The sequence below is a fragment of the Citromicrobium bathyomarinum genome (genome assembly GCF_021021475.1).
GTDB lineage: Bacteria > Pseudomonadota > Alphaproteobacteria > Sphingomonadales > Sphingomonadaceae > Alteriqipengyuania > Alteriqipengyuania bathyomarina.
The window spans coordinates 310,322-329,734 of sequence record NZ_JAINWL010000003.1; the positions used below are offsets into that span (position 1 = coordinate 310,322).

The window sequence follows — 19,413 nt, forward strand, 5'->3', positions numbered from 1 at the left end:
TGTCGCCCCGCGCGGGCCGCGCGCAGGGGGAGGCGATTGACGATTGGCGATTAACGGTGTCGGGCGGGGCCCTCAGCCCTGCGCGATCAGCGGATCGGGCAGGAGGGATCGAGGCGGAAATCGAGGTAGTTGTTCACCGCACCCATCATCTCGTCGTGCTCCTTCTCGAAGAAGTGGTTCGCACGCGGGATTTCTTCGTGGTGGATGGTGATGTGCTTCTGCGTCCGCAGCTTTTCGACCAGCTTGGTGACCGCAGGCGGGGGCACGACGGTGTCGGCCGCGCCGTGGACGAAGATGCCGCTGGCGGGGCAGGGCGCGAGGAAGCTGAAGTCGTACATGCTCGCCGGCGCACCGACCGAGATGAAGCCGCGAATTTCGGGGCGGCGCATCAGCAGCTGCATGCCGATCAGCGCGCCGAAGCTGACACCGGCCACCCAGGTGACTTGTGCTTCTTCATGGATCGACTGGATCCAGTCGAGCGCGGATGCCGCGTCGGACAGTTCGCCAATGCCGTTGTCGAAGCTGCCCTGGCTGCGGCCCACGCCGCGGAAATTGAAGCGCAGCGTCGCGAAGCCGCGATCGACGAAGGTCTTGTAGAGGGCCTGCGTATTGCGCTCGTTCATCGTGCCGCCGCCCTGCGGGTGCGGGTGGAGGATCAGCGCGACCGGCGCACGCGGACGCGGCGGGGGCGAGAAACGGCCTTCGAGGCGGCCTTCGGGGCCGGGGAAGATGACGGTGGGCATGGGTGCTGGGGTCCGGAAATAACTGGGCTGGCACAAGCGCCATCGGTTTGGGCGGTGGCGCGCGCGAGGTGGGCGGCTATATAGGCTTTATGCCGCATTTCGCAATTACTTCGAGCATCCGTTGACGCGTTCCCGCATCTATCTGGACCACGCCGCCACCTCGCCGCTCCGCCCCGAGGCGAAGGCAGCGATGGAGGAAGGGTTTGCGATCTGGGCCAACCCGTCCTCCCCGCACGCCGAGGGCCGCAAGGCTAAGCAGGCACTGGAGGGTGCGCGCGCACGGGTGAAGGCGGCGCTGGCGTGGGACGGCGAGGTGATCTTCACCAGCGGGGCGAGCGAGGCGCTTTGGATCGCCTTGAATCGCGCGAAGGTGGATAGGCGGATCATCAGTGCGGTGGAGCACGACGCGGTGTTCCGCGCCGCGCCCGATGCGGAGGTGATTTCCGTCGATGGCGAGGGTCGGGTCGATCTCTCGACCATTGACAGTTTCGAGCGGTCAATCGTCGCGATTCAGCACGTCAATTCCGAAACCGGCACGAGGCAACCGATCGTCAGTTACCTGCCCGAGATAAAGGCGACGGACGGCCTTCTTCTGTGCGATTGCTCTCAGAGCGCCGGCAAGTTTGCCCTGCCCGCGTGTGATATGGCGGTGGTCTCAGCGCACAAGCTGGGCGGGCCCATCGGTATTGGTGCCCTGCTGGTTCGCGATTATGCGATGCTCGAACCGATGGGGGGGCACGAGCGGGGCTATCGGCAGGGCACCGAGAACATGCCGGCGGCACTCGGCTTTGCAGCGGCTCTGGAGGCGTGGGAGGATCAGTCGTGTACCGAAATCGAAGAGGCCTTTGATCAAGTCCATGACGACATATTCGCTTCGGGCGGCCACATCGTCGATCTTGGCGCGGTGACATCTTCGTTTCTGCATGCCTTTGCTCACCCCACCATGAGTGCACAGGCCCAGCTGATCCGGCTCGACGCGATGGGCTTTGCGGTCTCGGCGGGCAGCGCGTGTTCCTCGGGCACGCTCAAGAAAAGCCGTGTGCTCGATGCCTTCGGCGTGCCCGACGATGTCGCCGCGCGCACGATCCGGGTCAGCATGGGGTGGAGCACCAAGCCGGAGGAACTGGAGGCGTTTGCTGAGGCCTGGCGGTCGCTTTCGTAACCTCCGTTCGTCCTGAGCCAGTCGAAGGGCGAGTGCCTCTGTTCGCGCTTCGACAAGCTCAGCACGAACGGCTAGTGCCCATTGGATGATCTACCTCGACTACCAGGCGACCACCCCGCTCGCGCCCGAAGCGCGCGAGGCGATGCTGGCGTGGCTCGGCGGCCCGGATAGCGACACCTTCGGCAATCCGCACAGCCCGCACCGCATGGGCCGCATGGCGGCCGCAGCGGTCGAGGTTGCGCGCGATCAGGTGGCGCAGCTGTTCCCTCCCGGCGGGCAGGTGATCTTCACCGGCAGCGCGACCGAAGCGATCAATCTCGCGATCCGGGGCAATGCCGCCGTCCGCTCGGGCGAGCACATCGCCTTCAGCGCGATCGAGCACGCGGCGGTGATCGATACGGTCAAGGCGATCGGCAACTGGACCGAATTGCCGGTCTGCGCGAACGGTGTGATCGCGCCCGACGTCGACATGCCGAAATATGTAGGTCTGCTCGCGGTGATGCAGCTCAACAACGAGATCGGCACGATCCAGCCGATTGCCGAGATGGCGAGCCGCGCGAAGGAGACCGGCGCGCTGCTGCTGGTCGACGGCGTGCAGGCGGCGGGCAAGATGGCGCTGGCGCCTGAGGCCGACATGATCGCGGTCAGCGCCCACAAGCTGCACGGGCCCAAGGGGATCGGTGCGCTGTGGGTGCGCGACGGGCTGTCGCTGATCCCGCATGTCGAGGGGGGCGGGCAGGAGCAGGGCCTGCGATCAGGCACGCTCTCGCCTGCTTTGTGCGCCGGGTTCGGCGCGGCGGCAGCGCTCGCGGTCGAGCGGCAGGAGCAAGACGCGGCGCATGTCGAGGAGCTGTGGCACATCGCGCGCGACGCCTTTTCCGGCTGGACGCTCAACGGCAGTGCGGAGCAGCGCTGGCACGGCAATCTCAACATTCGGAAAGACGGCCTCGACGTCACCCGGCTGATGAGCGAATGCCGCGAAGTCATGTTCTCCGCCGGGTCGGCCTGTGCCAGCGGATCGGGCCGCACCAGCCATGTGCTGCGCGCCATTGGGCTCACCGATGCGCAGGCGAAATCCTCGATCCGCCTCGGCTGGGGGCGTTACACTACGCGCGAGGATATGCAGCGCGCTTGCTCGATCATCCTCGAAGCGGCATCCTCGCAAGGATGAAGGTTACGTTTATCAAGTCCGACGGATCGCGGGTCGAAGCCGAGGCGCAGGCGGGCGACGTGCTGCTGCGCGTCGCGCAGGCGGCGGGGATGCCGCTGGAGGGCACCTGCGAGGGGCAGATGGCCTGTTCCACCTGCCATGTGCTGGTCGCCAAGGAATGGTTCGCGCAATTGCCCGAGGCAAGCGAGGACGAGGAAGACATGCTCGACCTCGCCTATGGCGTGCGCCCGACCAGCCGCCTCTCGTGCCAGATCGAGCTGACCGATGCGCTCGACGGGATGGAGGTCACCATCCCCGCCGATGCGCATGATATGAGCGGGCGTTAGTCCTTGTTGGCGGTGCTATCCTCGCGCCGCCGCAGCCAGCGGAACAGCCGCCACAGGCCGTAACCGATCAGGCCGAGCGGCGCGAAGATCGTCAGCAGCAGGATCAGCCCGCCGATCACATTGCCCGCGACCGGGCCGATCGAGCTTACCGCCCTGCGGATCGGTTCCACGAAGCCGCCGGGGCCTGCGCCCTGGCTCTGGTAGGTGACGGTGATCCGTGAAAAGGCCACGCGGCCGCGCATTTCCTGCAGCCAGCTGCGCGCCTGGTCGATTTCCTCGTTGACCTGCGCGACGCCGCGTTCGGCTTCGACCAGTTCCTGCACGCTGCCTTTGCGGGTGCGCAGCACTTCCATCAGCCGGTCGCGCAGCACTTCACGGCTGCGCAGGCGTGCTTCGGTATCGACGATCTGTTTCGACAGATCCTCTCCCTCGATGGTGGAGGAGACCTGCTCGCCGCCCTCGGCCTCGACCGCACCGGCCAGCTTGCGCCCGAAATCGCGCGCCTTGTCCGCCGCGACCGAAAGCTCCAGCTCGCCATAGCCGTAGTCATCGTCGGCCCCGCTCTGACTCATCGAGCGGACCTGACAGGTCAGCGGGCCGAGATTGGCGCACATGTCGGCATGGCGTTCCTGCAGGGGTGCGATCGCGTCGCGCTCCACCCGGAAGCCGTAGGAATAGACATAGGCGATCTTGGGCGCGGCGGTGGGAATATCGGTCGAGGAGCTTGCCTCGGCAGCCGAGTCCGCCGTCGAAGCTTCCATCGCAGGCTCTTCTGCGATGTCCGCGGTGGTGATGGCTTCGGTGGTTTCGGAAGCCGTGTTGTCGGAACACGCGGCCAGCGCGAGGGCGGCGGCGGACACGAGAAGCAGCGAAGAACGAAAAGCCATCAATTCTCTCCCCATTCGCAATGTGGTCATCACATTGTGGCCACAATCTTGCCTCATTCTCGCCACATTGGCAAGCGCGCAGTAAAAAGCCCGGCCGCATCTCTGCGACCGGGCCTCGGTTTTGTCAGCTTCTCAGAAGCTTAGGCGTTTTCGGGCACCTTCTCCAGCACGCGGCTGATCAGGCGGTCCGAGAAGGCGGGGATGTCGTCCGGATTGCGGCTGGTGATGAGGTTGCCGTCTTCCGCGACTTCCTGATCGACCACGTTCGCGCCCGCATTCTTCATGTCGGTGCGGATCGAGTGGTAGCTGGTCAGCGTCTTGCCTTCGACCAGGCCCGCTTCGATCAGCATCCACGGGGCGTGGCAGATCGCGGCGATCGGCTTGCCCGCAGCGTTGAACTCGCGGACGATAGCAACCGCGCGGTCGTTCACGCGCAGCAGGTCGGGGTTGATCTGGCCGCCGGGGAGGAGGAGGGCGTCGTAGCCTTCGCAATTGGCGACTTCGTCCACGGTCTTGTCGACCTTGATCGTCTTGCCCCAGTCGTCCTTGTCCCAAGCCTTGATTTCACCCGATTCCAGGCTGACCACTTCGGTCTCGATGCCTGCGTCTTCGAGGTTCTTCTTGGGGTCGAAGAGTTCCGACTGCTCGAAACCGTTGGTGGCGAGGATCATAACGCGTTTGGCCATGATGAAGTCCTTTCGTATGAATTATGCTTTCACTGGCTAAACGGGCGGGGAAAGCTTTGCGTTCCGCGCTTCTGGCCGAGGCGAGCCGGTGGTAGGGCGAGCCGATGGCTTCCAAAGATCAGGGCCCCGCGGAGCCCGATTCCCCCGCTGCAATCGTCGACGCGCCGTTCGAGACCGCGCTGTCCGAGCGGTATCTCGTCTATGCGCTCTCGACGATCACCGCCCGTTCGCTGCCCGATCTTCGCGACGGGCTGAAGCCGGTCCACCGCCGCCTGTTGTGGGCGATGCGCCAGCTGCGCCTTGGGCCGGACACGGCGTACAAGAAGTCCGCGCGCGTCGTCGGCGAGGTGCTGGGCAAGTACCACCCGCATGGCGATACCGCGGTCTACGACGCGATGGTCCGCCTCGCGCAGCCCTTCGCGCTGCGATATCCGCTGGTCGAGGGGCAGGGCAACTTCGGCAATATCGACGGCGATAACGCCGCTGCCGCCCGCTACACCGAAGCGCGGCTGACCAGGACTGCGATGGCCCTGATGTCGGGGCTGGACGAGGGCACGGTCGATTTCGTGCCGACCTACAACAACGAGGAGGAAGAGCCGGTCATCTTCCCCGGCCTGTTCCCCAACCTGCTCGCCAACGGGGCCAGCGGGATCGCGGTGGGCATGGCGACCAATATCCCGTCGCACAATGTCGACGAGGTGATCGAGGCGACGCTGGAAGTCATCGAGAACCCGGCGGTCGAGCATGCGCGGCTGATGCAGATCATGCATGGGCCGGACCTCGCCACCGGCGGGATGATCGTGGACAGCCCCGAAACCATCAGTGCGGCTTATGAGACCGGTCGCGGCTCCTTCCGCATCCGCGCGCGCTTCCATGCCGCCGAGGCCGAGAGCGCGGCAGACCGCGACGCGGGGATAGAGCGTCTGGGCGGCGGGCAATGGCAGCTGATCATCAGCGAAATCCCCTACCAGGTGCCCAAGGGCAAGCTGATCGAGCAGATCGCGCAGGTCATCGCGGACAAGAAGGTGCCGATCCTCGAGGACGTGCGCGACGAAAGCGACGAGCAGATCCGCATCGTGCTCGTCCCGCGCAGCCGCAATGTCGATCCGGAGCTGCTCAAAGAATCGCTCTACCGCCTGACCGATCTGGAAACGCGCTTCGGCCTCAACATGAACGTGCTCGATGCGACGCGCACGCCGATGGTGATGGGCCTCAAGGAGCTGCTGCAGAACTGGATCGCGAGCCAGATCGACATTCTCCAGCGCCGCACCCGCCACCGGCTGGCGAAGATCGCGGACCGGCTCGAACTGCTCGAGGGCTATATCATCGCCTTCCTCAACCTCGACCGGGTGATCGAGATCATCCGCACCGAGGACGAGCCAAAGCCGGTGATGATGGCGGAGTTCGGCCTGACCGACCGGCAGACCGAAGCGATCCTCAACATGCGGCTGCGCAGTTTGCGCAAGCTCGAGGAAATGCAGCTGCGGCAGGAGAAGGACGACCTGCTGAAGGAGCAGGACGAGCTTCAGAAGCTGCTCGACAGCCCGGCGCGCCAGCGCACGCGGCTGAAGCGCGATCTCAATGCCCTGCGCAAGGAATACGGCAAGGATACCGCGCTGGGCGCGCGCCGCACCACGATCGACGAGGCGGAGCCGACGGTCGAATTCAGCATGGACGCGATGATCGAGAAGGAACCGACCACGGTAATCCTCTCCGCGCGCGGCTGGATCCGTGCGGCCAAGGGCCATGCCGACCTGTCGCAGGAATGGAAGTTCAAGGAAGGCGACGAACTCGCCTTCGCCTTCCACGCGCAGACTACCGACAAGCTACTGGTCGCGACCGACGACGGGCGCTTCTACACGCTGGGCGCGGACAAGCTGCCCGGCGCGCGCGGTTTCGGCGAGCCGGTGCGCACGATGGTCGACATCGACAATAGCGCGCACATCGTTTCCGCCTGGGCGCACAAGCCCGGTGAGCGGCTGCTGCTGGCGAGCACGCTGGGCAAGGGCTTCGTCATCAAGTCGGACGACCTGCTGGCCGAGACGCGCAAGGGCCGCGCGGTGATGACGCTGAAGGGCGACGCCAAGCTCGCCCGCGTGGCGCATATCGGCGAGGGGCACGATCACGTCGCCGTCGTGGGCGACAACCGCAAGCTGGTGGTGTTCAACCTGGAGGAAATGCCCGAGATGAGCCGCGGGCAGGGCGTCCAGCTGCAACGCTACCGCGATGGCGGGATGGCCGACGTCACCACCTTCCGGCTGGAGGAAGGCCTCAGCTGGCAGATGGGCGGCACGGGCGAACGCACCCGCACCGAGATGGAGATGTGGCAGTGGAAGGTCGCGCGCGGCGGCGCAGGCCGGATGCCCCCGCAGGGCTTCCCGCGCGACAACCGCTTCTGATCAGCGCTGTCCGACCAGCGATGAGGGCCAGCCGATCCGGATCAGCAGATTGTCGGGCCCATTGAGCGCGACTTCGTACATGCCCCATTCGCGGTGGCCCAGGATGCCGCCGGGCCGGATGACGAATTGGTCCATCAGTTCGGCGATCCGGCCGACATGCGGAGTGCGGATGAATATCCCGAACGGATTATTCTCGGGCACGTGCCACGGCGGCGGGTCTCCGCGCCGCAAATGCACTTCGCAGTCCCATCCGGTGAGGAGCAAATAGTCGGCGTTTCCGCCGGTACGAGCGAATCCCATCTGCTCCCAGAACGGGAGGGCCGCTTCCAGATCCTGACATGGGATGATTGCGAAAGCGCCGGGCTGGGGGTGATCGGTCATATGCATGGCATGCGGTCGAGCGACTGGGTGTGCAAGAGGGAGGGGAGCAAAAGCAAAGGCGGGCCGCGCGCCTTTCGGCACACAACCCGCCTCTTGCGACCCTCGAGATGGTGGCCCCGAGGGAAACTTGTGGCTGACGCTTACTCGGCGTCGGCTTCCATCGCCTCGCCGCCTTCGACGCTCCCGCCGTTGAGCGCGGCCATCAGCTGATCCTTAGTCGCCAGCACGATCAGCGCGCCGGTTTCGTTGGTTGCGAACTGGTCGCGCATCAGGCTGACCGGGCCGTCCTCCAGGGTGACGATGGCATTGTCGCCGTCGATCGAGGTGACGGTACCGATTTCGACGCCATCGGCGGTCAGGACGGTCGCGTTTTCGATCAGCGCGGCGTCACGCGCGGCGGCCATCTGCTTTTCCTGCTCGGCCATCATCGCGTTGAGCTGGTCCTTGGTGACCGACACGATCGGGCCTTCGGGGCCTTCGCCGAACGCGTTGGCGGGGACGGGAGCGGTGTAGGTGCCGGTGTTCACGACCACGACGCCATCCTGCATCGCTTCGATGGTGCCGACCGTGTTGCCTTCGGGGCCATAGACGGTCGCGCCGACTTCGGGGCCCACCTGGGCGTTGGCGGCGGTGGCCAGCGTGAGCGCGGCGGCGGCTGCGAATGCGGTCTTGAACTTCATAAGTCTTCTCTCCTTGTGGCGCGGCCCGATCGCCTGAACGATGGCCCGCGGAGTGGGGGTTGCCCCACTGAAACGGCTGATCCCGTCAGATGCTCCCGCGCGAGGGCGGTAAAAAGCCTGAAAAAGGCCACTTCCGAGGTCGGTCGGTATGTGAATGCGGCGAAATGATGTCAACCGATGCAACCGGTGGTTTCCTCGGCCTCATCTCCTTCCGATAGCGCCACTATTGAATTGTTGCGCCTGAAGGCAAGCTTAAGAGCTTGTTCGGCTTTGCAAAATCTCGTCCAGCAGCGCGAGCACCCGGGCGCGGTCGGGAAATTCTTCAGCGACCCATCGCGCCTCGACCGCGCGCAGGGTTTTGGACACCTCCGCTCCGCTCAGCCCACGCGCAACGATCTCGCCGCCCTTGAGCGGCAGTTGCGGAATGTCCCACCCGGCGATCACGCGCGGATCCTTGCCGCCAAGCAGCAGGCGACCCGCCGCGCAGGCGCTGCCTTGGGTATAGGCGAGCGCCTTCGGGGCCTCCGCATCACTCGGCTCGCGCACCGCGAGGCACACCAGCAGATCGCGGTGCTTGCGCGACAGGCGCAGCCGCGCGGCGACTGTTTCGGCAGTGCTTCCGTCTGCCGGCAACAGCGCGGATAGCCGCACGATCGGGTCGGGCGCAGTCTCGCAGCCGGCTTCGGTCGCGATCAGCTGGTCGAGCGCGGCGATCTGGTCCGCACCCGCTTCGGGCAGGATTACCGGCAGCACGCCGTGCTCGTGCATCCGGGCGATCGTCGGCGCGGGATCGGGCAGGGCGAGGATCGCGGTCAGCTCCATCGCAACGCGTTCGCGGCTGAGTCCCTTGAGCATCGGCGCAAGCTCGGCACAGGCTTCCTCCGCCTCCCCGTCCAGCGCCGCGCCGAAGCGCGCCTGGAAGCGGTAATAGCGCAGGATCCGCAGGTGATCCTCGCGGATCCGCTGGCGCGCATCGCCTATGAAGCGCACCCGCCGCGCCTCCAGATCTTGCAGCCCGCCGAAATAATCGAACAGTTCCAGCGTCGCCGGATCGGCATAGAGCGCGTTGATCGTGAAGTCGCGCCGCGCCGCATCCTCGCGCCAGTCGCTCGCGAAGGCCACCGTCGCGCGGCGGCCATCGGTCGACACGTCCTCGCGCAAAGTCGTCACCTCGACCGGGCCGCCATCGGTCAGCACGGTGATCGTGCCGTGATCGATTCCCGTGGGCACGGTGCGGATGCCTGCCGCCTTGCATGCGTCCACCACCTGTTCGGGGCGCAGCGGAGTTGCAGCGTCGATGTCCTTGACCGGCGCGCCCAGCAGCGTGTCGCGCACCGCGCCGCCGACCCAGCGGATATTGCCCGGCCCGATCGCCTCGACCAGCGCGGCCAGATCGGCCCGCTGCGTCCATTGTGCCTGTGGCAGGTGCTCAGCCACCGAAGCTCTCCGTAATATCCAGCCGGCGCGAGAGGTTGAAGATGATCGCCGCGGTCACGCCCCAGATGCGGTAGCCTTCCCAGTGCATCTCGTAATAGCGACGCTCCGCCCCTTTCCACATCGCGCTGTTCTCGGTGTAGTTGGACCGGTCGAACAGCACCGACAGCGGCACTTCGAACCAGCTTTCCACCTCGCCCGGATTGGGCACCAGCGGCAGGTCGGGCGGGATCACGCCGAGCACGGGCGTGACGTCGAAGCCGGTCCCGGTGTGGTAGCGGTCGGTCGCGCCGATCACGCGGACCAGCGACGGGTCGAGCGCGAGTTCCTCATGCGCCTCGCGCAGCGCGGCCTCCACCGCATCCTCGCCCGCGTCCAGCTTGCCGCCGGGGAAGGCGACCTGGCCGGGATGGCTGCGCATGTCGAGCGGGCGCTGGGTCAGGATCGCGCCCGGTTCCGCGCGATCGGTGACGGGGATCAGCACTGCGGCGGGGCGCGGATCGCGTCCGGCGAACTGCTTGTCTGTCAGCAGGTCCGGCAGTTCGACCCCGTGGCCCTCGTCGAAGATCGTCCGCAGGCGATCGACCAGTTTTCCGTCGGGGGCGTTCACGGCTTCAGGCGAAACGTCTCGCCCATGCTCGAAACGTTCCAGTCGTCGCCATTTGCCAGGGCATGTTCGGCGAGCTGCTGGTAGGTGCTGCGGTTCAGCCGCGCCTCCAGCCCGCGCCGCACGCCGATATAGAGCGCGGGCGTCTCCGCATCGCCGCGCGCGATGATCGGATGATCCGGCCCCGCGATCACCAGCTCGTCCGTATTGAGCCGGAAGGCCAGCGCCGGGGTGCCGCCCTCGTCGCGCGCAACCATGTCGGTGGCAAGGAAAGGCCCATCCTCAACCTCGATTGAGAGCTTCTCGAACGGGGTGACGAGAAAATGCGCGCCGTTCTGATCGCGGATCAGCAGGCCGGAGAAGGCGCGAACCATCCCCTGCCGGCTGATCGGCGATCCTTCATGAAACCAGGTGCCGTCGGCGGCGATCCGCATGTTCGAATCGCCCTCCTGCTGCGGCGCCCAGCCTTCGACCGGCGGGAGCTTGCGCGCCTCCACCTGCTCGGCGATTTGCGAGAGGGTCAGCGAGGCGAGATGGGGAGGGGGCTCGTAGGGCATGGGCGATTCTCTGGCAGAAGGGCGGGGGGCGTGCAATCGGCCCTGCGACCGGTTGCGAGAGCCTCTATACGCGGTTCTGCGTGCTCTCGTTCCGCCACGGCCCCAGCATTCCACGCGGGGGCAGCACGGCGGGGTTGGCGCAGCGCACGAGCAGGCGGTGGCGTTCGACCGGGCCGGGGGTGTCCCACCCGGCGGTCGGCGCGGCGGTGAAATCCCACTTGTCGTAATATTCCGGGTCGCCGATCAGCACCTGCGGCAGCGCCGGATTTTCGGGGGTGGCGGGGCCTTCGATCGCGCCGAGTGCGGCCGCCATCAGCGCGCGGCCATAGCCTTCGTTCTGGCGGCTGGGCGCGACCGCTACCGGGCCGACCATCAGCAGCGGATATTGTCGCCCGTCGGGATCGGTCAGCGAGACCGGCCACAGCTCGATCGTTCCGGCGAGAAACTCCTCGTCGTCGAGCGCGGCGAAGCTGAGCCCTTCCAGATGCTGCAACCCCTCGCGGATGCGATAGGCGGTGCGCGTGGTCCGGTCGTCGCCGAACACCGCGTCGAGCAGTTTTTCGTGCAGGGCGGCCGGAACCGCGTCGATGGGTACGATCATGGGCATGGGCGCGCCGGTTAGTACCAAGCGCGCCCGCTGTCGATCCTGTCGAGTGCCAGCTTACCCCGCAGGCGTCAGCTTGCGCAGCCGCGCGTTCTCGCCATCCTCGAAGATGTAGAGCGCGCCATCCGGCCCCTCGACGATCTCCCGGAGGCGTGCGCCCAGATCGTAGCGCGCCGCTTCGGTCGCCCTGGTGCCGTTCATGTCGACCCGCACGATGTTCTGTTCCTTCAGGTTCGCGATCAGCGCGTCGCCCTGCCAGTCGGCGAACATGTCGCCCGAGTAGAACAGGAAATCGCCCGGTGCGATCACCGGAGTCCACTCGATCGCGGGCTTGGTGAAGCCATCGTCTGGCGTGTGGTCCGGGATCGGCGAGCCGTTGTAGTTGTCGCCCTCCGACCTGACCGGCCAGCCGTAATTGTGGCCGCGTTGCACGTGGTTCAGCTCGTCGCCGCCAGCGGGCCCATGCTCCAGATCCCACAGCCGCCCGGCGCTGTCGAATTGCAGGCCGAGCAGGTTGCGATGGCCCCAGCTCCAGATCTGGTCGCTGGGCGAGCCCCGGTCCGCGAGCGGATTGCCTGCCGCTGCGGTGCCATCGAGATTGAGGCGCACGACCGTGCCCAACGTGTTGGAGGTATCCTGCGCCGGATCCTGCTTCTGGCGTTCGCCACTGGATACGAAGAGGTATTTGCCGTCGGGGCTGAAGGCGATGCGATGCGAGTAATGCCCGCGCCCGGTCACCTTGGGGGTTTGGCGCCAGATCACATTCAGATCCTGCACGGCGCAATCGGCGCGGGTTTCGCAGACAAGCTGACCACGCCCGACCACTGCGCCGCGCGTATCGTCGCTGCCCGCTTCGACCCAGCTGAGGTAGATCGTGCGGGTGCCCAGCGTATCCGAGCTTTCGCTGTCGAGGAAGGCGACATCGCCAAGCCCGCCCTGGCCGCCGTAATCGACCTGCGGCGCGCCTGCGATCTCCCACCGCTCGCCGGTCTCGGTGTCATATCCTTCCAGCGTTCCGGCCTTCTCGGTAATCACCATAATGCCCGTGCCGGGCACGAAGGCGGCGGCCCACGGCTCGTCGAAGCGGCCCAGATCGCGCACCGCGAAGGGGCCGACGGTCTCGCTCGGCTGGCTGGCTTCGGGGCTGGAGGAGGCGGATGCCGCCGCGTTCTCCCCCGTGCCGGCATTGCCGCAGCTTGAGATGGCAAGGCCTGCACTGGTAGCAAGCACGGCGCTCAGAAATTTGCTCTTGGTCATGTTCGCAGAAAACCCTCTTCCCGATTTTGTGGCGTCATGCCCGCCCGGTGCGCTCGTCGTCGGGGTGGACGAGGCTGGGCGGGGTCCGCTCGCAGGCCCGGTGGTGGCCTCTGCGGTCGCTTTGTGCAAGCCGCGCCCGGCAGGGCTCGACGATTCCAAAAAGCTTGGGGCGACCAAGCGTTCCGCGCTCGACGAACAGGTCAGGCGGCGCTGCGCCTGGGGTGTCGCGATAATCGAGCCGGAGGAGATCGACCGGCTCAACATCTTCGGCGCGACCATGCTGGCGATGACGCTGGCGGTGGAGCGGGTGGCGCAGGTGATGGGCCGCGCGCCCGACATGGTGCTGGTCGATGGCAACCTCACCCCCTCGGGCCGGTGCGAGGGCTGGTGCTGGCCCGCGCGCGCGATCGTGGGCGGGGATGCGAAGGAGCCTGCGATTTCCGCCGCCAGCATCGTCGCCAAGGAATGGCGCGACCGCCTGATGATCGCCGCCGCGCGCGAGCATCCGCATTACGGGTGGGAGCGGAACAAGGGATACGGGACCGCAGAGCATCTCGGTGCATTGAGGGAGCATGGGCCATGCGCGCTGCACCGCCGCAGTTTCGCACCGGTCGCCCAGCAGGAGATGTTTGCATGAGCGGTTTCACCTTCGACGATATTCCGGACCAGACCGGGCGCACCGCGCTGGTCACTGGCGCGAATACGGGCATCGGGTTCCATATCGCGGAAATGCTCGCCAAGAACGGCGCGAAGGTGCTGATGGGCTGTCGCAACCGCGACAAGGCGGAAAGTGCGCGGCAGGATCTGCTGAAGCTGGCACCGGGTGCTGAGATCGAGATCGTCGAGCTGGATCTGGCTGACATGGCATCGGTCCGCGCGGCGGCGGAGGGGATCGAAAGCCTCGACCTGCTGGTCAATAATGCCGGGATCATGTGGGTGCCCCACGCGATCGGCACGGGCGGGGCGGAAATGCACTTCGCGGTCAATCACCTCGGCCATTTCGCGCTCACCAGCCTGCTGCTGCCCGCGCTCGCCAAGGGCAAGAACCCGCGCGTGGTGGTGCAGTCGAGCATCGCGCATCGCCCGGCCTCGATTGATTTCGAGAACCTTTCCGGGGAGCAGGGCTATGGGCTCCAGAAATTCTACGGCCAGAGCAAGCTTGCCAACCTGATGTTCGCGCTGGAGCTGGACCGGCGGTTGCGCGCGGCTGGATCGCCGATTGCCAGCATCGCGTGCCATCCCGGCGTCGCGAAGACCGAGCTGACCCGGCAGGTCGGCTGGGCGAAGCTGGTGATGCCGGTCGCCGCGCCGCTGCTCAACACTGCGAAGCAGGGCGCGCTGCCCGCATTGCAGGCCGCCACCGACCCCGCAGCGCAGGGCGGCGACTATTACGGGCCTTACGGCTTCATGGAGGCGAGAGGTGCGACATCGGGCAGGGCGGTGGCGACCGCGACCGCGCGCGATCCGCTGCTCGCCGCGCGGCTGTGGGAAATCTCCAAGGACATGACCGGGGTCGATCCGCACCTGCAGCCCGCGACCTGACGGCGCCGCGATAAACGGCCCTGCGCTGCGCAATTGCCCCTATGCGGGCGTGCGCGGCATGCTATCACCCCGCCGCATATGACCGGTTCACTGATCCTTATCGCCATCGGCCTCGTCGCGCTTGCCGGGGGAGGGGAACTGCTGGTCCGCGGCGCGGTGGGCATCGCCAACAAGCTGGGCGTGTCCACCTTGTTCACCGGGTTGGTGATCGTCGGCGCGGCGACCTCGATGCCCGAAATGGTCGCCAGCGTGCAGGCCGTGCTGAGCGGTTCGCCCGAGATCGCGTGGGGCAATATCGTCGGCTCCAACATCGCCAATTCGCTGCTCATCCTGGGCGGTGCCGCGATGGTTGCACCGATCGTTCTCGCGGGCGTAGGGCGGCGCGATTCCGTGGTCGCGCTGCTGGTGACCCTGATCGTGTGGGGGATCGCATGGCTCAGGATCGGATCGCCCTTCATCGGTGTCGGCCTGCTGGCTGCGCTGGTGATCTATATCGTGTGGCGTTACCGCCATCCGCCCGCGCAGGCAGAGGCCGAGGCGGAGGAGACCGCCGCCCCCTCCAACTTCGCGCTCTCGCTGCTGTTCTTCGCACTGGGCGTTGTTGCACTGGTGCTCGGCGGACGCTGGCTGGTGACCGGCGCGATCGATATTGCGAGCGACCTTGGCGTCAGCCAGGCGGTGATCGGGCTGACGATCGTCGCGGTGGGCACTTCGCTGCCCGAGCTTGCCGCCTCCGCCGTCGCCGCGTTTCGCGGCCATGCGGAGCTGGCGCTGGGCAATGTGCTGGGCTCCAACATCTTCAACCTGCTGCTGATCGGCGGCGTGACGATGAGCGTGTCGGGCACCTCGCTGCCGCCCGAACTGCTCCAGTACGGTTGGCCGATCTGCGCGGCCTCGGCATTGCTGCTGGTCCTGATGTGCCGCTTCATGAACCGGATCGGTCGGCTGTTCGGCCTGCTGATGCTGGGCGGATTCGCAGCCAATACCGCACTCGCTTTCAGCTGATTTTCCAAAGGGTTGGTGCGGATTTACCCGACCCTAACCATAAGCATTTACCAAGAATGACTTGACGGGGACTCGCCGAGGACTCATCGAGTCCCCCTGTGGATAACTCGACCGGGCCATTCAGGGCGCCCGGCCGACAGGTTTTTGGGGGATGCACGCATCATGACAGTCGAAACCAAGGCGAGGCCGCGCGCGAAGCAGGCGGTACGCACCAGCAAGGTCGCGCCCGCGCCCAAGCTCGATCTGCCGCTGGGCCAGATCCTCGACGGCGACTGCGTCGAGGCGATGCGCCGCCTGCCGGACAACAGCGTCGACCTGGTCTTCGCCGATCCGCCTTACAACCTGCAGCTCGGCGGCGATCTCAACCGGCCTGACGGCAGCCATGTCGATGCCGTGACCGATCACTGGGACCAGTTCGACAGCTTCAAGGTTTACGACGATTTTTCAAAGGCCTGGCTGGCAGAGTGCCGACGCGTTCTGAAGCCCGACGGCGCGCTGTGGGTGATCGGCAGCTATCACAATATCTACCGCCTCGGCGCGACGCTGCAGGATCTGGGCTTCTGGATCCTCAACGACATCGTCTGGCGCAAGACCAACCCGATGCCCAATTTCCGCGGCACCCGCTTCACCAACGCGCATGAGACGCTGATCTGGGCGAGCCAGGGCGAAAAGGCGCGCTACCAGTTCAACTACCGGGCGATGAAGACGCTCAACGACGAGCTTCAGATGCGCAGCGACTGGACCTTCCCGATCTGCTCGGGCGGGGAGCGGCTGAAGGACGACGCCGGCCACAAGGCGCACCCGACGCAGAAGCCCGAGGCGCTGCTGTACCGCGTGCTGCTCGCCACGACCGAGCGCGGCGACGTGGTGCTCGACCCGTTCTTCGGCACCGGCACCACCGGCGCGATCGCCAAGCGGCTGGGCCGCGAATGGATCGGCTGCGAGCGTGAGGAGAGCTACCGCAAGGTCGCGCGCGCACGGATCGAGAAGGAATTGCCGCTCGACGAAAGCGCGCTGACCACGATGCAGAGCAAGCGCACCGCGCCGCGCGTCGCCTTCGGCACGCTGGTGGAGGCGGGCTTCGTCAAGCCGGGCACGCAGGTGTTCGACAAGCAGCGCCGCTGGACCGCCACCGTGCGCGCCGACGGGTCGCTGGTTCACGAGAAGCTCAACGGATCGATCCACCAGGTCGGCAAGGACCTGCAAGGCGCCCCCAGCTGCAACGGCTGGACCTTCTGGCACTTCGAGGACGAGGGCGCGGTGAAGGCGCTCGACGCGGCGCGGCAGCTGTACCTGCTCGCGACGGAGGATTGAGCTCCCCGTCACCCCGGGCTTGATCCGGGGGGGTGCTTTCTTTGGTCGAAGTCAATGAAGCTTGCACCCGGCTTGGAGGCCAAGGTGACGAGATTTCTCTTGGCTTGCCTTTGCTCTCTTGAAGAAGGTAATTTGTACTAGACAAAGCCTGGAATTCGGGCGATTCATCAATTTTATGATCCAGCTTCTGCTAAACTCACCGCTTGCATCCACGGCATTACTTGGCATTGGCACAATGTTTGGTGGGCTTGTCGGAGTGGTTGCAACCACTTTGGTCAAGGGGCGCATCTCCCATCACTTCGACCGAGCTCTGGAAGAGCATCGTGCGCAACTTGCGCGTCATGATCGGGTGAGCCAACTGGCTGAGTATCTCGCTTTTGCTTGGCGCATGCAAAACATGGAGGATATGAGTGAGGACGAGGCAGAGCGGGCGAACAAAATGGCGTTCGAGCTTTCGCTTTGGTTGCCTGCCGATGTCGTCGCCGAGCTAGGACGATTGCATCAGGGTGGCAATTTCTGGGATACCGTGTTCCGTGCCCGCGAGTGGGTAAATCCCGGTGATCCCCTCAATCCCGACTTGGTCATAGGACATGACACCAAAGCAAACATGCGGAAGAGGCTTGAAGGCCTCGGGCTTGGAGATACTGGGACGGGGAACGGTGGGGTGACCGCACCGGACTTCTTGCCGCACCAATAGTATGATACATCGCTCCCAGCAGGAGCACCCAATGGCCACCATCCGCAAGACCATCACGCTCAGCGACACGCAGGACGCGTGGATCAAGCGTCAGATTGCTGAGGGCGGGTTCACCAACGACAGCGAATATATCCGCGATCTCGTCCGCCGCGATCAGGAGGGGCAGGAGAAGCTCTCCGGGTTGCGGCAGGCGATTGCCGAGGGGCTGGACAGCGGCGTGAGCGACCGCTCGCTCGACGATATCTGGGCCGAGGCAGAGAGGCGCGCAGCCGCCCGTGCATGAGCTGCGGCTGACCCGAAAGGCGGCGGCCGATCTCTCCGACATTGCCGATTTTACCATTGCCGAGTTCGGGATCGAGCAGGCGGGCAGGTATCGCGACCAGTTCGCCAGATGCTTCGCCTCGCTGCTCGATAATCCCTTTTTGGGGCGAAGCGCGAACGAACTCGCGCCCGGTTTGCGGCGTATCCGGCAGCAGGCGCATGTCGTGTTCTACCAGCCCTCGGAAGAGGTGATTCTGGTTGTCCGCGTGCTCCACCACCGAATGGATTTCGAGCAGCATTTGTCGAGTGCCGTCTCACGAAGCCTCCCCATCGACCCGGACTTGATCCGGGGGCGCGCTTCTTTTCGCGCAGCAGAAGGAGCCTGATCCCGGCTCGGGGGCCGGGATGACGAGGGGGCGGCGTGTGCCTGTCCTACTTGATGCGCTGGGTCTAAGGATGCGCGCTATGCGCAGTGCACCTCTTCTTCCGCCCAGAATTTCGCGCTCGTTCCCCCCGCCACTTTTTGACCCCAGGACTGTGTGTCAGGTGTGTCAGATCCCCTACAAAGCGGCTAGGTGAGGGCGCATGACAGACACCGTCTACATCCGCCCGATCGGCTTCGCGCCGGGGCCGCAGAGCGAAGAGGGGGACGCGATCCGCCTCGCAGGCGGGCTCGTCTATGCAAGCCGCTTTGCGGTGATCTACCGCCGCGATGGCCGTGTGGTCGAACGCTGGCGTGCTTCGCCCGGGAGCATCGCGCAGGTGCTTGGGCAGCTGCCCGACAGCGTGGCTGCCGAGGCGGAGGCGCAGTGGGGCAACCTGCGCATGGCGCATCCGGCGCTGGAGCTGGGTGCGCGAACCGTGCGCCTCGACCAGCCGCAGGTGATGGGCATCCTCAACGTCACGCCCGACAGCTTCTCCGACGGGGGCAAGCATGTGGGCGATCCGGCGGGCACGCGCGAGGCGATCGGCGCCATGGTCGAGGCGGGGGCCTCTATCATCGACATCGGCGGTGAAAGCACGCGGCCCGGTGCGGAGGCGGTGTGGGAGGAAGAGGAAATCCGCCGCGTCGTCCCCGCAGTCGAAGCCGCCGCCAGCATGGGCGCGGCGGTCAGCATCGACACGCGCCGCGCGGGCACGATGGAGGCGGCGCTCAAGGCAGGCGCGGGGATCGTCAACGATGTCTCCGCGCTGCGCTACGACCCGCGCTCCGCCAAACTCGTGGCAAAGACCGGCTGCCCGGTGGTGCTGATGCACGCGCCGGGATCGGGCAATGATCTGCATGAGGGTGGGACGTATGAGAGCGTGGTGCTCGACGTGTTCGACGCGCTTCGCGAACGGCGCGATGCGGCAGTCGCGGCGGGGATCGCGCGCGAGAAGATCCTGCTCGATCCCGGCCTCGGCTTCGGCAAGTCGCTGACCGATAACCTCGCGCTGATCAACGCGCTGCCGCTGTTCCACTCGCTCGGCCAGCCGATCCTGTTCGGCGCGAGCCGCAAGCGGATGATCGGCGCGCTGAGCAAGGAGGCGGCGGCGGATGCGCGGCTCGGCGGGAGCATCGCACTGGCTCTCGCGGCGATGGATGCGGGCGCGCAGCTGCTCCGTGTGCACGACGTGCCCGAGACCGTGCAGGCGCGCGACGTGTGGCGCGGGCTTCGTGATGCCGCGCTGACCGATTTCGGCGATTTACCGGGCTAGGT

The 19,413-nt window shown here is 66.1% G+C and carries 22 protein-coding genes; 12 read left to right on the top strand and 10 right to left on the bottom strand.

Annotation, left to right across the window (positions count from 1 at the left end):
- Positions 1-86: 86 nt before the first annotated feature.
- On the bottom strand, positions 87-743 hold the full coding sequence (locus tag K7H93_RS13135) for an alpha/beta hydrolase (protein WP_222824039.1): 657 nt from the start codon (positions 741-743) through the stop codon (positions 87-89).
- 190 nt (positions 744-933) lie between these two features.
- Here K7H93_RS13135 and K7H93_RS13140 point away from each other — a divergent pair, with 190 nt between their 5' ends.
- The 3 genes from K7H93_RS13140 to K7H93_RS13150 all read left to right on the top strand — a co-directional run bounded on the left by K7H93_RS13140 (position 934) and on the right by K7H93_RS13150 (position 3,402).
- Positions 934-1,905 carry a cysteine desulfurase family protein gene (locus tag K7H93_RS13140; RefSeq protein ID WP_230784153.1) on the top strand — a complete coding sequence of 324 codons (972 nt, stop codon included), beginning with the start codon at positions 934-936 and terminating at the stop codon, positions 1,903-1,905.
- Positions 1,906-1,990: 85 nt separating this feature from the next.
- Positions 1,991-3,076, top strand: coding sequence for a cysteine desulfurase family protein (locus K7H93_RS13145; RefSeq protein ID WP_230783999.1), 1,086 nt, complete (start codon positions 1,991-1,993; stop codon positions 3,074-3,076).
- Positions 3,073-3,402, top strand: coding sequence for a 2Fe-2S iron-sulfur cluster-binding protein (locus tag K7H93_RS13150; protein ID WP_230784000.1), 330 nt, complete (start codon positions 3,073-3,075; stop codon positions 3,400-3,402). The genes K7H93_RS13145 and K7H93_RS13150 overlap by 4 nt, the downstream gene beginning before the upstream one ends.
- On the opposite strand, the gene K7H93_RS13155 is transcribed toward K7H93_RS13150, so the two are convergent.
- Entirely contained in the window at positions 3,399-4,289 is an 891-nt protein-coding gene (locus K7H93_RS13155; protein WP_230784001.1) for a DUF4349 domain-containing protein, read from the bottom strand. The genes K7H93_RS13150 and K7H93_RS13155 overlap by 4 nt on opposite strands.
- Positions 4,290-4,429: 140 nt before the next feature.
- Positions 4,430-4,975, bottom strand: a complete 546-nt coding sequence (locus tag K7H93_RS13160) for a type 1 glutamine amidotransferase domain-containing protein (RefSeq protein ID WP_230784002.1) — start codon at positions 4,973-4,975, stop codon at positions 4,430-4,432.
- A gap of 104 nt (positions 4,976-5,079) precedes the next feature.
- Between K7H93_RS13160 and parC the strand changes: the two genes are divergently transcribed.
- Positions 5,080-7,374 (top strand): DNA topoisomerase IV subunit A, encoded by a 2,295-nt coding sequence (parC, locus tag K7H93_RS13165; RefSeq protein ID WP_230784003.1) that lies wholly within the window; start codon positions 5,080-5,082, stop codon positions 7,372-7,374.
- Here parC and K7H93_RS13170 read toward each other — a convergent pair whose 3' ends face one another.
- From K7H93_RS13170 to K7H93_RS13200, 7 genes are all read right to left on the bottom strand, one after another.
- Positions 7,375-7,755, bottom strand: coding sequence for a VOC family protein (locus K7H93_RS13170; RefSeq protein ID WP_230784004.1), 381 nt, complete (start codon positions 7,753-7,755; stop codon positions 7,375-7,377). It lies immediately after the preceding gene.
- 140 nt (positions 7,756-7,895) lie between these two features.
- Positions 7,896-8,435 (bottom strand): preprotein translocase subunit YajC, encoded by a 540-nt coding sequence (locus K7H93_RS13175; RefSeq protein ID WP_054524750.1) that lies wholly within the window; start codon positions 8,433-8,435, stop codon positions 7,896-7,898.
- A 252-nt stretch (positions 8,436-8,687) separates the two neighbouring features.
- The gene (locus tag K7H93_RS13180; protein WP_230784005.1) at positions 8,688-9,872 is read right to left on the bottom strand and encodes a CCA tRNA nucleotidyltransferase; all 1,185 of its coding nucleotides are present in this window, start codon (positions 9,870-9,872) and stop codon (positions 8,688-8,690) included.
- Entirely contained in the window at positions 9,865-10,479 is a 615-nt protein-coding gene (locus K7H93_RS13185; protein WP_197636595.1) for a CoA pyrophosphatase, read from the bottom strand. The genes K7H93_RS13180 and K7H93_RS13185 overlap by 8 nt, the downstream gene beginning before the upstream one ends.
- On the bottom strand, positions 10,476-11,033 hold the full coding sequence (locus tag K7H93_RS13190) for a DUF1285 domain-containing protein (RefSeq protein ID WP_230784006.1): 558 nt from the start codon (positions 11,031-11,033) through the stop codon (positions 10,476-10,478). The genes K7H93_RS13185 and K7H93_RS13190 overlap by 4 nt, the downstream gene beginning before the upstream one ends.
- 64 nt (positions 11,034-11,097) lie before the next feature.
- Positions 11,098-11,640, bottom strand: a complete 543-nt coding sequence (locus K7H93_RS13195; RefSeq protein WP_230784007.1) for a GNAT family N-acetyltransferase — start codon at positions 11,638-11,640, stop codon at positions 11,098-11,100.
- Between the two features lie 54 nt (positions 11,641-11,694).
- On the bottom strand, positions 11,695-12,894 hold the full coding sequence (locus K7H93_RS13200; RefSeq protein WP_230784008.1) for a PQQ-dependent sugar dehydrogenase: 1,200 nt from the start codon (positions 12,892-12,894) through the stop codon (positions 11,695-11,697).
- Here K7H93_RS13200 and K7H93_RS13205 point away from each other — a divergent pair.
- The 8 genes from K7H93_RS13205 (at position 12,893) to folP (ending at position 19,411) form a co-directional block, all read left to right on the top strand.
- The gene (locus K7H93_RS13205) at positions 12,893-13,531 is read left to right on the top strand and encodes a ribonuclease HII (protein WP_230784009.1); all 639 of its coding nucleotides are present in this window, start codon (positions 12,893-12,895) and stop codon (positions 13,529-13,531) included. The two genes, K7H93_RS13200 and K7H93_RS13205, sit on opposite strands and share 2 nt — an antisense overlap.
- Positions 13,528-14,436: an oxidoreductase gene (locus K7H93_RS13210; protein ID WP_230784010.1), complete on the top strand. Its 909-nt coding sequence runs from the start codon at positions 13,528-13,530 to the stop codon at positions 14,434-14,436. Before K7H93_RS13205 ends, K7H93_RS13210 begins: the two co-directional genes overlap by 4 nt.
- A gap of 78 nt (positions 14,437-14,514) precedes the next feature.
- Complete coding sequence (locus K7H93_RS13215; RefSeq protein ID WP_230784011.1) at positions 14,515-15,441, top strand: calcium/sodium antiporter; 927 nt, start codon at positions 14,515-14,517, stop codon at positions 15,439-15,441.
- Between the two features lie 162 nt (positions 15,442-15,603).
- Entirely contained in the window at positions 15,604-16,755 is a 1,152-nt protein-coding gene (locus tag K7H93_RS13220; RefSeq protein WP_276530714.1) for a site-specific DNA-methyltransferase, read from the top strand.
- 175 nt (positions 16,756-16,930) lie between these two features.
- Complete coding sequence (locus tag K7H93_RS13225) at positions 16,931-17,452, top strand: hypothetical protein (RefSeq protein WP_230784012.1); 522 nt, start codon at positions 16,931-16,933, stop codon at positions 17,450-17,452.
- Between the two features lie 31 nt (positions 17,453-17,483).
- Positions 17,484-17,735, top strand: a complete 252-nt coding sequence (locus K7H93_RS13230; RefSeq protein ID WP_230784013.1) for a type II toxin-antitoxin system ParD family antitoxin — start codon at positions 17,484-17,486, stop codon at positions 17,733-17,735.
- Complete coding sequence (locus tag K7H93_RS13235; protein WP_230784014.1) at positions 17,728-18,099, top strand: type II toxin-antitoxin system RelE/ParE family toxin; 372 nt, start codon at positions 17,728-17,730, stop codon at positions 18,097-18,099. Before K7H93_RS13230 ends, K7H93_RS13235 begins: the two co-directional genes overlap by 8 nt.
- Before the next feature lie 199 nt (positions 18,100-18,298).
- Positions 18,299-19,411: a dihydropteroate synthase gene (gene folP, locus K7H93_RS13240; RefSeq protein WP_230784015.1), complete on the top strand. Its 1,113-nt coding sequence runs from the start codon at positions 18,299-18,301 to the stop codon at positions 19,409-19,411.
- Positions 19,412-19,413: the final 2 nt, after the last annotated feature.

What these genes read in the sequence shown, in the direction of transcription:
- K7H93_RS13170 (WP_230784004.1), bottom strand. Translation starts at nt 7,755, where the DNA reads ATGACCGATCACCCCCAGCCCGGCGCTTTCGCAATCATCCCATGTCAG.
- K7H93_RS13140 (WP_230784153.1), top strand. Translation starts at nt 934, where the DNA reads ATGGAGGAAGGGTTTGCGATCTGGGCCAACCCGTCCTCCCCGCACGCC.
- K7H93_RS13215 (WP_230784011.1), top strand. Translation starts at nt 14,515, where the DNA reads ATGACCGGTTCACTGATCCTTATCGCCATCGGCCTCGTCGCGCTTGCC.
- K7H93_RS13150 (WP_230784000.1), top strand. Translation starts at nt 3,073, where the DNA reads ATGAAGGTTACGTTTATCAAGTCCGACGGATCGCGGGTCGAAGCCGAG.
- parC (WP_230784003.1), top strand. Translation starts at nt 5,080, where the DNA reads ATGGCTTCCAAAGATCAGGGCCCCGCGGAGCCCGATTCCCCCGCTGCA.
- K7H93_RS13220 (WP_276530714.1), top strand. Translation starts at nt 15,604, where the DNA reads ATGACAGTCGAAACCAAGGCGAGGCCGCGCGCGAAGCAGGCGGTACGC.
- K7H93_RS13160 (WP_230784002.1), bottom strand. Translation starts at nt 4,975, where the DNA reads ATGGCCAAACGCGTTATGATCCTCGCCACCAACGGTTTCGAGCAGTCG.
- K7H93_RS13190 (WP_230784006.1), bottom strand. Translation starts at nt 11,033, where the DNA reads ATGCCCTACGAGCCCCCTCCCCATCTCGCCTCGCTGACCCTCTCGCAA.
- folP (WP_230784015.1), top strand. Translation starts at nt 18,299, where the DNA reads ATGACAGACACCGTCTACATCCGCCCGATCGGCTTCGCGCCGGGGCCG.
- K7H93_RS13195 (WP_230784007.1), bottom strand. Translation starts at nt 11,640, where the DNA reads ATGCCCATGATCGTACCCATCGACGCGGTTCCGGCCGCCCTGCACGAA.
- K7H93_RS13205 (WP_230784009.1), top strand. Translation starts at nt 12,893, where the DNA reads ATGTTCGCAGAAAACCCTCTTCCCGATTTTGTGGCGTCATGCCCGCCC.
- K7H93_RS13155 (WP_230784001.1), bottom strand. Translation starts at nt 4,289, where the DNA reads ATGGCTTTTCGTTCTTCGCTGCTTCTCGTGTCCGCCGCCGCCCTCGCG.
- K7H93_RS13200 (WP_230784008.1), bottom strand. Translation starts at nt 12,894, where the DNA reads ATGACCAAGAGCAAATTTCTGAGCGCCGTGCTTGCTACCAGTGCAGGC.
- K7H93_RS13225 (WP_230784012.1), top strand. Translation starts at nt 16,931, where the DNA reads ATGATCCAGCTTCTGCTAAACTCACCGCTTGCATCCACGGCATTACTT.
- K7H93_RS13210 (WP_230784010.1), top strand. Translation starts at nt 13,528, where the DNA reads ATGAGCGGTTTCACCTTCGACGATATTCCGGACCAGACCGGGCGCACC.
- K7H93_RS13135 (WP_222824039.1), bottom strand. Translation starts at nt 743, where the DNA reads ATGCCCACCGTCATCTTCCCCGGCCCCGAAGGCCGCCTCGAAGGCCGT.
- K7H93_RS13230 (WP_230784013.1), top strand. Translation starts at nt 17,484, where the DNA reads ATGGCCACCATCCGCAAGACCATCACGCTCAGCGACACGCAGGACGCG.
- K7H93_RS13145 (WP_230783999.1), top strand. Translation starts at nt 1,991, where the DNA reads ATGATCTACCTCGACTACCAGGCGACCACCCCGCTCGCGCCCGAAGCG.
- K7H93_RS13175 (WP_054524750.1), bottom strand. Translation starts at nt 8,435, where the DNA reads ATGAAGTTCAAGACCGCATTCGCAGCCGCCGCCGCGCTCACGCTGGCC.